This window comes from Pseudomonas sp. NPDC087358 (assembly GCF_044900785.1).
Classification (GTDB): Bacteria; Pseudomonadota; Gammaproteobacteria; order Pseudomonadales; family Pseudomonadaceae; genus Aquipseudomonas.
In genome coordinates, this window is record NZ_JBJDOA010000002.1 from 580539 (window position 1) to 594625 (window position 14087).

Annotated in this window: 13 protein-coding genes; 9 read left to right on the forward strand and 4 right to left on the reverse strand. The window is 61.6% G+C overall.

The features are described from left to right. Positions 1-75: 75 nt before the first annotated feature. Positions 76-549 carry a YchJ family protein gene (locus tag ACI2KS_RS06330; RefSeq protein WP_404618262.1) on the reverse strand — a complete coding sequence of 158 codons (474 nt, stop codon included), beginning with the start codon at positions 547-549 and terminating at the stop codon, positions 76-78. A gap of 10 nt (positions 550-559) precedes the next feature. After that, the gene (locus tag ACI2KS_RS06335; RefSeq protein WP_404618264.1) at positions 560-1057 is read right to left on the reverse strand and encodes a DUF6231 family protein; all 498 of its coding nucleotides are present in this window, start codon (positions 1055-1057) and stop codon (positions 560-562) included. A gap of 244 nt (positions 1058-1301) precedes the next feature. On the opposite strand from ACI2KS_RS06335, the gene ACI2KS_RS06340 reads away from it, so the two are divergent. From ACI2KS_RS06340 to ACI2KS_RS06350, 3 genes are all read left to right on the forward strand, one after another. Continuing rightward, the gene (locus tag ACI2KS_RS06340; protein ID WP_404618266.1) at positions 1302-2003 is read left to right on the forward strand and encodes an OmpA family protein; all 702 of its coding nucleotides are present in this window, start codon (positions 1302-1304) and stop codon (positions 2001-2003) included. A 434-nt stretch (positions 2004-2437) separates the two neighbouring features. Continuing rightward, positions 2438-2713: a DUF1145 domain-containing protein gene (locus ACI2KS_RS06345; RefSeq protein ID WP_404618267.1), complete on the forward strand. Its 276-nt coding sequence runs from the start codon at positions 2438-2440 to the stop codon at positions 2711-2713. Further along, positions 2706-3479: a collagen-like protein gene (locus ACI2KS_RS06350; RefSeq protein WP_404618269.1), complete on the forward strand. Its 774-nt coding sequence runs from the start codon at positions 2706-2708 to the stop codon at positions 3477-3479. Before ACI2KS_RS06345 ends, ACI2KS_RS06350 begins: the two co-directional genes overlap by 8 nt. Positions 3480-3601: 122 nt before the next feature. On the opposite strand, the gene ACI2KS_RS06355 is transcribed toward ACI2KS_RS06350, so the two are convergent. After that, complete coding sequence (locus ACI2KS_RS06355) at positions 3602-4066, reverse strand: CopD family protein (RefSeq protein WP_404618271.1); 465 nt, start codon at positions 4064-4066, stop codon at positions 3602-3604. Between the two features lie 149 nt (positions 4067-4215). Here ACI2KS_RS06355 and dinG point away from each other — a divergent pair, with 149 nt between their 5' ends. The 6 genes from dinG (at position 4216) to ACI2KS_RS06385 (ending at position 12719) form a co-directional block, all read left to right on the forward strand. After that, positions 4216-6360 carry an ATP-dependent DNA helicase DinG gene (gene dinG / locus ACI2KS_RS06360; protein WP_404618273.1) on the forward strand — a complete coding sequence of 715 codons (2145 nt, stop codon included), beginning with the start codon at positions 4216-4218 and terminating at the stop codon, positions 6358-6360. A 106-nt stretch (positions 6361-6466) separates the two neighbouring features. Continuing rightward, a complete protein-coding gene (locus tag ACI2KS_RS06365; RefSeq protein ID WP_404618275.1) occupies positions 6467-8797 on the forward strand; it encodes a beta-galactosidase in 2331 nt (776 codons plus the stop codon). 198 nt (positions 8798-8995) lie between these two features. Continuing rightward, positions 8996-10144: a serine hydrolase domain-containing protein gene (locus ACI2KS_RS06370; protein WP_404618277.1), complete on the forward strand. Its 1149-nt coding sequence runs from the start codon at positions 8996-8998 to the stop codon at positions 10142-10144. A 150-nt stretch (positions 10145-10294) separates the two neighbouring features. Beyond that, entirely contained in the window at positions 10295-11380 is a 1086-nt protein-coding gene (locus ACI2KS_RS06375) for an OmpA family protein (RefSeq protein ID WP_404618279.1), read from the forward strand. 48 nt (positions 11381-11428) lie between these two features. Beyond that, positions 11429-12076: a pyridoxamine 5'-phosphate oxidase gene (gene pdxH, locus ACI2KS_RS06380; protein ID WP_404618281.1), complete on the forward strand. Its 648-nt coding sequence runs from the start codon at positions 11429-11431 to the stop codon at positions 12074-12076. A gap of 178 nt (positions 12077-12254) precedes the next feature. Further along, positions 12255-12719 (forward strand): glycine zipper 2TM domain-containing protein, encoded by a 465-nt coding sequence (locus ACI2KS_RS06385; protein WP_404618283.1) that lies wholly within the window; start codon positions 12255-12257, stop codon positions 12717-12719. 115 nt (positions 12720-12834) lie between these two features. Here the strand turns inward: ACI2KS_RS06385 and nhaA are convergent, their stop codons facing one another. Continuing rightward, positions 12835-14022, reverse strand: coding sequence for a Na+/H+ antiporter NhaA (gene nhaA, locus ACI2KS_RS06390; protein ID WP_404618285.1), 1188 nt, complete (start codon positions 14020-14022; stop codon positions 12835-12837). Positions 14023-14087: the final 65 nt, after the last annotated feature.

Sequence of the window (14087 nt, forward strand, 5' to 3'; positions counted from 1 at the left end):
TTACCTCGGGCCGCCGACGTTGGTCGACGAACTGCTTTCGCCAGCAAGCTCACTTCTACAGGGGCAGCGCCGCGCTCAGGCCATGTAGGCCGAGCAGCACTTCTTGAATTTCTGCTCGCTGCCGCACGGACAGGCATCATTGCGTCCGGCCTTGAGTTGCACGGTCGGATCGATGAAGTACCAGCGGCCCTGGTTCTGCACGAATGCCGAGCGCTCCCGATGGCTGTGTTCGCCGCCTGCGTCGTGCCAGCGGGCGGTAAAGGTGACGAACGCGTGCTCGGGCTTGCCGCCCAACAGCTCGGCGCTTTCCACCTCAAGCCCCAGCCAGGTGCTCTGCGCACTCCACTGACTGATCGATTCGCGATCCAGATTGCTCTTCTGCGCCGACAGCGTGGTGTCCAGCAGGTAATCCACCAGACCCAGCACGTACGCGCTGTAGCGCGAGCGCATCAAGGCTTCGGCGCAGGGTGCCGGCTGACCTGCATGATAACGGCCGCAACAGCCTTGAAGAAGGTTGCCGCTGCCGCAGGGACAAGTTGCACTGCTCATGATGCGTTTCTCACCACCAGTATTTGCCAAAGTTTTCCGGGTTGGCCCAGAACTTCGCGTTCAGCCAGTCCGGTACCTGTTTGTATTCGCGCAGGTCGTAGGTGTAAAGCGTCAGCACCTGCTCATCCCGGGCGAAGCGTTCGCTGGTTTGCAGCGCCAGCGAATAGAAATCGGTCGTTTGCCAGCCACAAGCCTTCATGTCGGCCAGTACCGCGATGCGGCTGGCGTTGAGGTTGCGGATGCCACCCAGCAGCTCCAGGCCCTCGCGCTTGGGGATGTGCTCCAGGCAATCGACGACCAGTGCCAGATCGAAACGCTGAGCGGCAAGCCCGGCGGGCAGCAGGCCAGGCGCTGCCTTGAACAGTTGGGTGTCCGGATGTGCCTGCTCAAAGGCCTGCAGCGCGGGAAAACTGTCGGCGCCAATCAGCAGCAGACGCTGGGGTGCATAGCGATCAAGCAAGGCGGCCAGCGCTTGCTGCGGCGTGCGGGTGGAAAAACTGTCGCTCATCGAAATCCCTCAATTGAACCTCCAAGGTTAGCCTGCCCAAACATCGCGGCCTAGTGCTTGAACTTTTTCACGAGTCGCCATGACAAAGCGTACGGAGTGAAGGCAAAAGGCTATTTCTAAAAGAACAGGCCGATCCGTACGCTAAAAACCCGTAAAACCCCCGATTTCAGGGTGGCAAACGGCCCCGGCGGCGTCTTTACTCCAATTCAGTCGGTTTTAGCCGATACCAAAGGAGAAGAACTGTATGAGCATGATTCGGACAGCGTTACCTCTGATTTTGGTTACCAGTGTATTGACGGGCTGTGCCGGCTTGCAAAAGACCGACTGGCCTCTGTGTGCTGCCGGCGGCGTCCTCACCGGTGCGGCGATTGGCGCGTTCCAGACAGCCTCGGTGGCGGCGGGTCTGGGTGGCGCGGTGGGCGTGATGGCGGGGGCGTATTGCTGGGCTCATGGCGATGGCGATGATGATGGCGATGGCGTACTGAACAGCGTCGACAAGTGCCCCAATACTCCCAAAGGCACGCCGGTCGATGCCACCGGTTGCCCGATCGTGACCCCGGCGCCAGAGCCAGTGGCGGCTCCAGTGGTTCTTCCGAAAGAAGAAACGATAACCATCCGTGACGTGCACTTCGAGTTCAACAAGGCAACCCTGACCCCGGGCGACAAGCAACAACTGGACATGGTCGCCACCAAGCTCAAGACCGAAGCGTCCAACGTGCAGTTGCATGTCAGCGGTCACACCGACAGCGTGGGCAGCGATGCCTATAACCAGAAACTGTCGGAAAAACGTGCGCACTCTGTGACCGATTATCTGGTCGGTGCCGGTGTTTCTCGCAGTGCCTTCGTTTCCGTGGAAGGTGATGGCGAGAGCCGTCCTGTAGCAGATAACAAGACTGCTGAAGGCCGCGCGCTGAACCGTCGTACGGAGATCAAGATCAATCGTTGATTGAGTGTTGCGCTTGAAAACAGCCCCGGCCATCGTGCCGGGGTTTTCTTTGAAGCGGGGCGTTGGAGCGCGGTTTTTGATCAACACCCCTATCAATGGCTGATCGCGGAACTTGTGGGAGCTCGATTGCTGGCGAATGAGGCGTCTGAGTCAAAGGACCTGTCAGTGCCCCATCGCGTTCGCCAGCAAGCCGGCTACTACCGTCCAGTGCCGTGTTTGAGTGGTGTGAGCAGCGCGAAAGCCGATTCAGGAAGAGCGGCGCAACCCTGATCAGCAATACGGCTGCCGCTCAACAGCGCCCGTACCCTGATTGCCCTAAAAAAAAATCAAACCGGCGGTTTTTGAATGGATCCTCTGGCATAGTCATGCCCGTCGCCGTACTGTGCGCGGAGCGTTTTTTCGCTGCAGAAATAAAAAAATACCAGGGGCGTGTCATGAAGTTGTTTTGGGGCTTGGGGAAAGTCTTGACGTTGGGTTTCTGGGCAGTGGTGCTGGTCAACCAGGCCATGGTCCTGCCGATTCCTTTCGAGATGTTGATCAAACTGGCGGGCAGCCTCTTGTTGCTGACCCATGTGATGGAACTGTTTCTGTTCAACGGCAGCCTGCGGGGGCGTTCAAATCCCTGGGTCGACCGTTTGCAGATTCTGATCTTCGGTATTTTCCACCTGCAATCTTTCGGTCGCCGCCAGGCAGAGGTTCACCATGCGTAAAGCGTTACTGATCACCGCGGGCCTGCTCTCGGCTCTAGGCAGTCCCTGGGTAATGGCGCAGACCATTTCGGTGAATTCCCATTCGTTGATGCGTTTGCCGAGCAATTCCAGCGTCCTGCAGCTGGACCGGCTGGAAGTGGCGGATTACGGCACCTTGCTGATTCCCGCCGGGCTCACCGAGGTGCAGGTCGGCCAACTGGTGATGGGCCATGAGTCGCGAATCGCCGTCGTGCCCAGTGCCGAGCCGTTCAAACTGCTGGTCAAGCGCGCTGATCTGGGCAGCGGTGCGCAGATCACCGCACGCGGCGCTCCGGGCACTTTCGAAAAAGCCCCGTTGCCGGGTCGCAATCTGAACCTGCGAGTGGAGCAGCTGAATGCGGACCTGCTGTCCATCGATGCCCGAGGCGGCGCAGGCTCGCCGGGCTATGTCGGTCTGGACGGCGGCAATGGCCAGGAGCCAGGCTGCACCTGGGGATCGGCCAGCCGTGGCTTCGACGGTGACAATGGCGGCAACGGCCGCGACGGTGCACCTGGCGCGTTGGTGCGGCTGGAGCTGCCTCAGGGTTTTGCCGATGACCGCGTAAAAGTCAATGTGCAGGGCGGCGCGGGTGGCGTTGGCGGTGAAGGCGGCCGCGGCGGCAAGGGCGGTGCGTCCAAGGGATGTGTCGTCTACCGCACCGATGGCGCCAAGTCAGGCAAAAACGGCGAGAAAGGTCAGTCCGGCGCAGTCGGCCCTGCGGGGTCGGTAAACGTTCGCAAGTTGTAGGAACGTCCCACACGTTGTAGCAGTCTGGCTTGCCGGCGGCGGCGTCCTTGAAGTCGCCACCACCGGCAAGTCGTGCTGCTAGAGATATCTGCGCTGCAACAGGTGCCGTGGTGTCGGCATGCTCAAAACCCCGGCCGCGCCGCCGCGATGGCCACCACCACAATCCCCACGATCAGATTGATCCCCACCAGTCGGCGAATTCCGCCGAGCGCCGCTGCGCCGTCTGCCCATTGCTCAGCCTGCACGGCCTTGCGCAACTGCGGCAGGCTCAGCGTAGAAATGCGCAAGAACAACGCCACCATCACCACATACAGCCCCATCATCACCTGCACGTAACGGGGCGCGGTCTGAAAGCCACTGAAGTTGATGTTGATCATGCCGATGCCGGTCACCGGCAGCACGATCACGACGCCCCACACCCAGACGAAAAAGCGCGGGAACACCTGCAGCCACAGTTTGAGACGCGCGGGTCCTTCCAGAGCGGCAATGACCGCCGGTCGCAGAATCATCCACGCGAAAAACATTCCTCCGACCCAGAGGACAGCCGCCAGCACGTGCAAGGCGTAGACAAAGGCTACAGATGACATCGAAAACTCCGTTCTGCGCAGAAAGAATTAGCGCGGTATGATAGCCGCCCGCTGCAACCACTGAAGATATATCCAGCGGTTTTTCTGTCTTTTTTCACCCAGTACCTCTTTAATTCAGCACCTGTGACGCCGAGCCAACGACCCAGCCCATGATCAGTACCGAACTCAAATCCCAGATTCAGGGCGCCTATTCGCGTTTCCTCGAAGCCAAGAGCCTCAAGCCCCGTTACGGCCAGCGCTTGATGATCGCCGAGGTGGCCAAGGTGCTGGGGAATGTGGACACCGACGAGGAAGGCCGGCGTTCGGGCGACCCGGCGGTGGTCGCGGTCGAGGCGGGGACTGGTACCGGCAAGACAGTGGCGTATGCCATTGCGGCGATTCCCACGGCCAAGGCGGCAGGCAAGCGCCTGGTGATCGCCACCGCGACCGTGGCGCTGCAGGAGCAGATCGTCTACAAGGATCTGCCCGACCTCATGCGCAACAGCGGCTTGAACTTTACCTTCGCGCTGGCCAAGGGACGCGGGCGCTACATGTGCCTGTCCAAGCTCGACATGCTGTTGCAGGAAGGCAATGCGCAAAGCGCCACCGCCCAGCTTTTCGAGGAAGAAGGCTTCAAGATCGAAGTCGATGAAGCCAGCCAGAAGCTGTTCACCACGATGATCGAGAAGCTCGCCGGCAACAAGTGGGACGGCGACCGTGACAGCTGGCCCCAGGAACTGGCCGATCAGGACTGGGCGCGGCTGACCACTGATCACAGTCAATGCACCAACCGCCATTGTCCGAATTTTCAGCAGTGCGCCTTCTACAAGGCTCGCGAAGGCATGGGAAAAGTCGACGTCATCGTCACCAACCACGACATGGTCCTGGCTGACCTGGCGCTCGGTGGCGGCGCGGTCCTGCCCGATCCACGCGACACCCTTTACGTGTTCGACGAGGGCCACCACCTGCCGGACAAGGCCATTGGTCACTTCGCGCATTTCAGCCGCCTGCGTTCCACCGCTGACTGGCTGGAACAGACCGCCAAGAACCTCACCAAGTTGCTGGCGCAACATCCGCTGCCCGGGGATCTGGGCAAGTTGATCGAGCAAGTGCCGGAGCTGGCGCGAGAGATCAAGACACAGCAGCAGTTCATGTTCACCGCGTGCGAGCAACTGGCCGATTTCAAGGCCGGCGAAGACATGGAAGGGCGTGAGCGTCCTCGCCACCGGTTCGTTGGCGGCGTGGTGCCTGAGCATATGCGCGAAATGGGCATCGAGCTGAAAAAGGGCTTCGCCCGGCTCGATGACCTGTTCACCCGGCTGACCGAGCTGCTCAAGGAGGGCATGGATGGCGAGGTCAGCATCGGTATCGCCAGCCATCAGGCCGAGGAGTGGTATCCGCTGTTCGGCAGCCTGCTGGCGCGTGCCCACGGCAATTGGGAGCTGTGGACCGCGTTCACCGCTGAAGACCCGGAAAACAGCCCGCCCATGGCGCGCTGGCTGACCTTGGCCGACAGCGGCTCGCTGTTTGATATCGAGGTCAATGCCAGTCCGATCCTGGCCGCTGAAATGCTGCGTCGCAACCTGTGGAACGTCGCCTACGGGGCGTTGGTGACGTCGGCGACGCTGACCGCGCTGGGCAAGTTCGACCGTTTCCGCATGCGCGCCGGCTTGCCCAGGGATGCGGTAACGGCCGTGGTGCCCAGCCCGTTCCATCACGCTGATGCTGGCGTGCTGCGGGTGCCGGACCTCAAGGCCGACCCGCGCAATGCCGCCGAACACACAGCGGCAATCATTCGCGAGCTGCCGGGCCTCGTGGAAGGTTCCAAAGGAACGCTGGTGCTGTTCTCGTCGCGCAAGCAGATGCAGGAAGTGTTCGACGGGCTGGAGCGCGACTGGCGCAAGCGCGTGTTCATCCAGGGCAACCTGTCCAAACAGGAAACCCTCAACAAGCACAAGGCGCGAGTCGATGGCGGAGACGAAAGCGTGCTGTTCGGCCTGGCCAGCTTTGCCGAGGGTGTCGATCTGCCAGGCGCTTATTGCGAACACGTGGTCATCGCCAAGATCCCCTTCGCCGTCCCCGATGACCCGGTGGAAGCCGCGCTGGCGGAGTGGATCGAAGCCCGGGGCGGCAATCCGTTCATGGAAATCGCCGTGCCCGATGCGTCGTTGCGACTGATCCAGGCCTGCGGACGATTACTGCGCACCGAGCAGGACCGCGGCATCATCACGTTGCTCGACCGTCGCGTGCTCACTCAGCGCTACGGCAAAGCCATCCTCAACGCGCTGCCGCCATTTCGTCGCGAAATTTCCTGAGACCTGCCGGGGATGAAACGCGCGTGATCGGGTCTTATCTCGGTCTGCCTGACCGCCAGGGTTACACCTGCGCGGCGGCTTCCGAGATCAAGGAGCACCCGATCACATGATTCGCCGTTCACTGTCTGCCGTTCTCGCCCTGGCGTGCGCAGGCCCCGTGTATGCCGCGCCGACCGGCCAGCAGACGCTGTTCAATTTCGTGCGTCCGGCCGATGTGGTGCAGATCAGCACTCAGGATGCCAGTCTGCCGCAGGCCAATGCCGAGCAGACCGCCGAGGGCGAGGTACTGCGCCGCGTGACCTTCAACCCCGCCGCCAGCCCGAGTCTGCGCCTGACACCGCAAACCGGTGTCTGGGACTGGAGCGCTGACACTGCCATGACCCTGCGCCTGCAGAGCGCAATGGACTGGGCACTGACGCTTTACGTGAAAATCCAGAGCAGCGACGGCAAGACTCTGACCAGCCGCATCGACCTGCCCGCCGGCCCTGCCCAGACGTTGATCGTGCCGCTGGTTGCCAGTTCAGCGCTGAGCCAGGGCATGCGCGTGGGGCCACCGATGCCGTGGAGTATCGACGGGCAGCGTGTCCTGCTGGCCAGTACCGAAGGCGAGTTGAATACCACACAGGTGACTTCGGTTACGGTATCGATGTCCCGGCCCGACGTTGCGCAGAGCGTGCTGATCGAAAAATTCGGCGTGCAGGAAGGCGACGCGATTCAAAAGGCCGCCTTCAGCAACCTGCTCGATGGCTACGGCCAATACACCCGAGGCAAGTGGCCGGAGAAAATCAGCAGCGACGAGCAGTTGAAGACGCTCGCCAGCAAGGAGCAGCAACAACTCAAGGCCTGGCTCAAGGATCGCCCCGCCCACGACAAATACGGCGGTCTGCTCAAAGGTCCGACGTTCGAGGCCAAAGGTTTCTTCCGCACCGAGAAACGCAATGATCGCTGGTATCTGGTGACGCCGGAAGGTCATCCGTTCTACTCGCTGGGCGTCAACGCGGTCACCGCAGACGACAGCCAGACCTACGTAGAAGGGCGAGAGTCGATGTTTGCCGGTCTGCCCGGCAATGATGACCCTGCGGCAGCGTTTTATGGCAAGGGCAATGACGATCGCAGCACTGGGGCCAACAAGGATCGGCAGTTCGATCAGGGTCGCTGGTTCGATTTCTATGGCGCCAACTTGCAGCGCACCTATGGCGTACCCAAGTGCGTGGAGGTGGTCAGGCCAGAGCCTGCGGTCGAGGAAAAAGACCCATCGCCAGCGTCAGATGCCGACGCGTCGCCCGATCAGAAAACCGCTGCCGTATTGCCTGAAAAACCTCCGGCCGCCGAACTGCCTGCCCAATGCAAGCCCGTCAACGTCGACGCCAGGCGCTGGGTCGATCACACCCTGCAGCGTCTGCAGGCCTGGGGGTTCAACACCATCGGCAACTGGAGCGAACCTGCGCTGGGCGACAAGGGCCGCGTGCCCTATACCTTGCCGCTGTCCATCGTCGGCGATTACGTCAGCATCAGCACCGGCCACGATTGGTGGGGCGGCATGCCTGATCCGTTTGATCCGCGCTTTGCCATGGCCACCGAGCGGGCTGTGGCGATCGCGGCACGCGATCACCGTGACGATCCCTACCTGATCGGGTACTTCGCCGATAACGAGCTGGCCTGGTCTGCACCGGGCGATGACCCGAAGGAGCGTTACGCGCTGGCATACGGCACGCTGAAGCTGACCACCGACGTGCCCGCCAAGCGCGCGTTCCTCAAGCAATTGCGCGACAAGTACCGTAATCAGGAGGGGCTGTCCAAAGCCTGGGGAATCGATCTGCCTGCCTGGGAGCTGATGGAAGACCCGGGGTTCGAGCCGCCGTTGCCAAATCCCGCACATCCGGAGATCGAAAACGATTTCAAGTATTTCCAGCGCGTATTTGCCGAAACCTATTTCAAGACCATCTCCGACGCTTTGAAATGGCATGCGCCGAACCAGCTGCTGTTGGGAGGGCGTTTCGGTATCAGCACGCCAGAGGCCATCGAAGCGTGCGCGCGATACTGTGACGTGCTGAGTTTCAACCTGTACACGCCCAAACCGCAGGACGGGGTGGATTTCAGCAAGCTGCGCGTGCTCGACAAACCTGTGCTGGTCAGTGAGTTCCACTTCGGCTCCCGTGATCGAGGGCCGTTCTGGGGCGGAGCGATGGAGGTGGCCCGAGAAGAGGACCGCGGGCCGGCCTACGCGAATTTCCTGAAAAACGCCTTGAACGAGCCGTCGATCGTTGGCGTGCACTGGTTCCAGTACCTGGACCAGCCCGCCACGGGACGTCTGCTCGATGGCGAAAACGGCCACCTGGGGCTGGTGGGCATTACCGATGTGCCGTATCAGGGATTCATCGAAGCGGTACGTAAGGCCAACGGCCAGGTGGTCGAGGTGCTAGGCAGAGGCCAGTGATGCCGCTGCACCCGTAGCAGTGAGCTTGCTCGCGATGCCCTTCGGCCTGCGCTGCAATGCCGTCTGGCCCGTCCAGATCGCGAGCAAGCTCACGCACACGGTCTTGTGATCACCCCGAGACCGCAATGCGGTTCCCAAATCCGCCAATCGCTGGAACAATGCACGCCATTTTCTGTAGCCCGACCGGAGAGCCAAACCGTGCAGATTCAAGGTCACTTCGAGCTTCAATTCGAGGCCGTGCGCGAGGCGTTTGCCGCACTGTTCGATGATCCACAAGAGCGCGGCGCGGCGTTGTGCGTGCAGGTTGGCGGGCAGACCGTGCTTGATCTCTGGGCCGGCACGGCCGACAAGGACGGCAGCGAAGCCTGGCACAGCGACACGATCGCCAACCTGTTCTCCTGCACCAAGACGTTCACCGCGGTCACCGCCCTGCAACTGGTCGGGGAGGGCAAGCTGAAGCTGGACGAGCCGGTCGCCAAACTGTGGCCGGAGTTCGCGGCGGCGGGCAAGCAGTCCATCACATTGCGCCAGTTGCTCTGCCATCAAGCCGGTCTGCCAGCGATTCGCGACATGCTGCCTGCCGAGGCGCTCTACGACTGGCAGGCGATGACCGACGCGCTGGCGGCCGAAGAGCCGTGGTGGACGCCGGGGCAGGGCCATGGGTACGCCGCCATCACCTACGGCTGGCTGGTCGGAGAATTGATCCGCCGCGCCGATGGTCGCGGGCCGGGCGAGTCCATCGCTGCGCGCATCTCACGCCCGCTGGGGCTGGACTTTCATGTCGGTCTGCCCGACGAGGAGTTTCATCGTGTTGCGCACATCGCCCGTGGCAAGGGCCATGTCGGCGATGAAGCGGCGCGGCGCCTGTTGCAGGCAACGATGCGCGAACCTGCCTCAATGACCGCACGGGCCTTCACCAACCCGCCTTCGATCATGACCAGCACCAACAAGCCCGAGTGGCGGCGCATGCAGCAACCTGCCGCCAATGGCCACGGCAACGCCCGCAGCCTGGCCGGTTTCTATAGCGCGCTGCTCGATGGCAGCCTGCTCGATGCCGATCTGATCAACGAGCTGACCCGCGAACACAGTATCGGTCAGGACAAGACGCTGCTGACGCGGACCCGTTTTGGTCTTGGCTGCATGCTCGACCAGCCAAGCGTGCCTAACGCGACCTTTGGTCTGGGGGGGAAATCGTTCGGTCATCCGGGGGCGGGAGGGTCGGTCGGTTTTGCCGATCCCGAACGCGAAGTGGCGTTTGGCTTTGTCACCAACACGTTGGGTCCCTACGTGCTGATGGATCCCCGCGCCCAGGGTCTGGTTCGAGTGCTTGGTGAGTGTTTGCAATAACTATCGCTGATAAGTGCTTGTTCTACCGACTGTCAGTTAAACCGCCCATATCGGAACCGTAGGGCAGTTTCCTTTTCCAACTTGGCGTTTATGCGTGTTATATGGGCGCTGCTTCGTTCATTTTCTGATCAATTATTTGTGTGAGTCACCATGTCTGCCAATAAAAGCCTCGCATTTGCTCTGTGTCTTGCCGTCACCGGCTGCGCACAAACTCCCCAGGATCAATCTGCCAGCAACGACCACTGGTGGTCGTTCGGCTCGGCCAAAAGCGATGACGCAGCTGCGGTAAAACCTGCCCTCAGCCCGGCCGCCGCCGAAGTGGCCAAGACCGAAGCGCAAAACGGTACTCACTGGTACTGGCCGTTCGGTTCCGACCACGGCGCCACCGAGAAGAAACCCGAGCTGGCAGCGACCCAGCCTGCCGCCAAACCTGCTGTGGCCAAGGCTGATGACGGCACTAAATGGTGGTGGCCGTTCGGTGCCGGTGTAGCGACCAAAGATGCAGCGCCGGCAGTCCCCAAGGTCGATCCAAAAGTGACCCAGGCCTGGCTGGACCTGTATGAGCCACGGATGCGTGAAGCCATCAAGGACAGCAAGTTCGAACTCGAGCGCCGAGAAGATGTGCTGGTCGTCACCGCGCCGGTGGACAGCACCTTCAACCCGGACCGTCCGGAAATGCTGCTGCCGGTCAATCTTGGTCCCATCACCCGCATGGCCAAAGCCGTGGAAGGCGATCAGAAAACCGCCGTCCTGGTCCTGGGTCACAGCGACGTCGCCAGCGACGCCAACCTGAAAATCAGCCAGCAACGCGCGCAGTCGGTAGCAGCGATTTTCCGCCTCAGCGGCTTGGAGCGTAATCGTCTCAACCTTCGCGGCATGGGTGCGGTGATGCCGCGTGCCGCCAGCGATAGCGCCCCGGGACGTGCGCTGAACCGTCGCGTGGAAATCATCATGACGCCGCAGGACACCATGGTTGCGTTGATGGCCAAGTACAACCTGCCGCCGGCACCGACGCTGGTTGCCATCCAGGAGGCAAAACCGGCTGTAGCGCCCGCTCCGGCCACCAAGGCGGCGCCGGCCAAATCCGCAGCGCCTGCCAAGAAAGCCGCCCCGGCCAAGGTGCCTGCAGCGAAAAAGGCCCCGGCCAAGAAAGCTGTACCTGCCAAGGCGAAAGCCACGCCCGCCAAGGCCGCGGCCAAGAAACCTGCAGCCGATGCGCAAGCCAGCAACAACTGAGGTTAATATCGCTATCCCGCTCACGGATTTCGATTAAGGAAGGCAGTGATGAGCCAGCGTCTGGCTGATATGCGTCGTGATTACGCTCGCGAAGGTTTGACCGAATCGCAGGCACCGCAAGAACCTTTTGCGTTGTTCCATCAATGGTTCGAGGAGGCGGTGAAGACCGAGCAGGTCCCGGTCGAAGCCAACGCCATGACGCTGGCGACTGTCGATGCCGATGGCCGCCCGCACTGCCGCGTCCTGCTGCTCAAGGGCGTGGATGCCCAGGGTTTCACCTTCTTCAGCAACTACGAGAGCGCCAAGGGTCAGCAACTGGTTGTGCGGCCTTTCGCTGCGATGACCTTTTTCTGGCCGACGCTGGAGCGTCAGGTACGCATCGAAGGTCGGGTGACCAAGGTCAGTCCTGAAGAGTCCGACGCTTATTTCCAGGTTCGTCCGCTGGGCAGCCGCCTGGGCGCCTGGGCATCACCGCAAAGCCGGGTGATCGCTGATCGGGCCGAGCTTGAAGGGCTGCTCAAGGCCACCGAACAACGGTTCAGCCAGACCCAACCCGATTGCCCGGATCACTGGGGCGGTTATCGCCTGATCCCGGACCGCATCGAATTCTGGCAAGGACGTTCAAGTCGGCTGCATGATCGCCTCAACTACCGTCTGCTGGACACCCAGTGGATTCGCGAGCGTCTGGCACCCTGATCGCCTGACACGCGAAGCGGTATTTCTTTGAATCAATCGCGCGAACCGTCGTCCATACTCAGAGACATGGCGGCTGGCTGTATGACGCCTGAATCAACGTAAATTATCGGTACAGGGCCGTGACACCGCTTGCTGCGGCGGAGTCTAATGGCAACCTGTTCCTCTGGAGAAGAATGTTATGCGTAAGTCTGTTCTGCTGGTTGCGTCGTTCACCGCCATGGCATTGACCCTTGGCGGCTGTACTTCAAGCCTGACCGGCGACTCTTATTCGCGCGATGAAGCTCGCCAGGTGCAGACCGTTCGCCTGGGCACAATCGAATCGCTGCGTCCTGTGAAGATCGAAGGTACGAAAACCCCGATCGGCGCGGGTGCCGGTGCAATTGTCGGTGGCGTGGGCGGTAGTGCGATTGGCGGCGGACGCGGCAGCATCGTCACCGCGGTCATCGGTGCAGTTGCCGGTGGCTTGCTGGGTTCGGCGGCTGAAGGTGGCCTGACCCGCACCCAGGGTGTTGAAGTGACCGTGCGTGAAGACGACGGCACCATGCGCGCCTATGTGCAGGAAGTTCAGGAAAACGAGATCTTCCGGGTGGGTGAGCGCGTGCGCATCATGACCGTCAACGGTACCAGCCGTGTCACCCACTGAGTCGCCTGAGCTGATCCGGAAGGTTCTGATGTAGTACCGTTAACAAACAAAACGCCCCGATTTTCGGGGCGTTTTGCATTGCGCCTCAAGGCCTCGCGCCCGGCTGTAATGGCCGTCAGCGAACGGGTTGCGCCCTGTTGCGGCTGGCTGTTGCCGTGATGGCGTAGCCGATCAGCGCCGCGAGGATCGAGCCGGTCAGAATGCCCATTCTGTCCATGCCGGCAAATTCGCTCTGCCCGGGCACGAATGCCAGCGAGCCTACAAACAGGCTCATGGTGAAGCCAATGCCACACAGGATCGACACGCCTAGCACCTGACCCCAGTTCGCCCCTGTGGGCAGCGCGGCCATGCCGGTCTTGATAGCCAGCCAGGTCAGACCGAATACCCCGATCGTCTTGCCCAGCAGCAGGCCCAAAGCGATGCCCATGGGCACGTGATGGGTGAAGCTGTCTGCTGTCACGCCGCTCAGCGAAACTCCGGCATTGGCAAACGCGAACAGCGGCAGGATGCCGTAGGCGACCCAAGGGTGCAGCGCGTGCTCGAGTCGCTGTAACGGTGAGTCGACGCCCTTGGGGGTCTTCAGTGGAATGCAGAACGCCAGCACTACGCCGGCCAGCGTTGCGTGCACGCCGCTCTTGAGCACGCAGACCCAGAGCACCAGACCGATCAGCAGATAGGGCGCCGGCTTCACTACCCCCAGCCGGTTCATGGCGATCAGCGCAACGATCGAGGTGGCGGCCAGGGCCAGCGACAGGCTCGACAGTTCGCCTGAATAAAACACGGCGATGACGATGATCGCGCCAAGGTCATCAATGATGGCAAGGGTCATCAGGAACAGCTTGAGCGATACCGGCACGCGCTTTCCGAGCAGCGCCAGGACACCGAGGGCGAAGGCGATATCGGTGGCCATGGGGATCGCCCAACCGCCCACGGCGGCGGGATCCTGTTTGTTCAGGGCCCAGAAAAACAAAGCCGGCACCACCATTCCGCCGATCGCGGCCGCGCCCGGCAGGACGATCTGCGACGGCCTGGACAAGTGGCCCTGAATGACTTCCCGCTTGACCTCCAGGCCCACGAGCAGGAAGAACATCGCCATCAGGCCGTCGTTGATCCACAACAGCAGGGGCTTGGCGATCTGCAGGGCGCCGATCTGCGCCACTACGGGTACTTCAAGCAAGCCGTTATACAGCCATGCCAACGGCGAGTTGTTGATGAGCAGGGCGAGGGCGGCAGCGGCTATCAGGAGCAGGCCGCCCGCCGCTTCGAGCTGGAAGAAACGTTTGAATGAGTTGCGTACGGGCAAGGGCACTCTCCATGGACATGCGCAAAAGGAGCGACACCCTAACCCGGTTGCTTATTTCTGAAAAC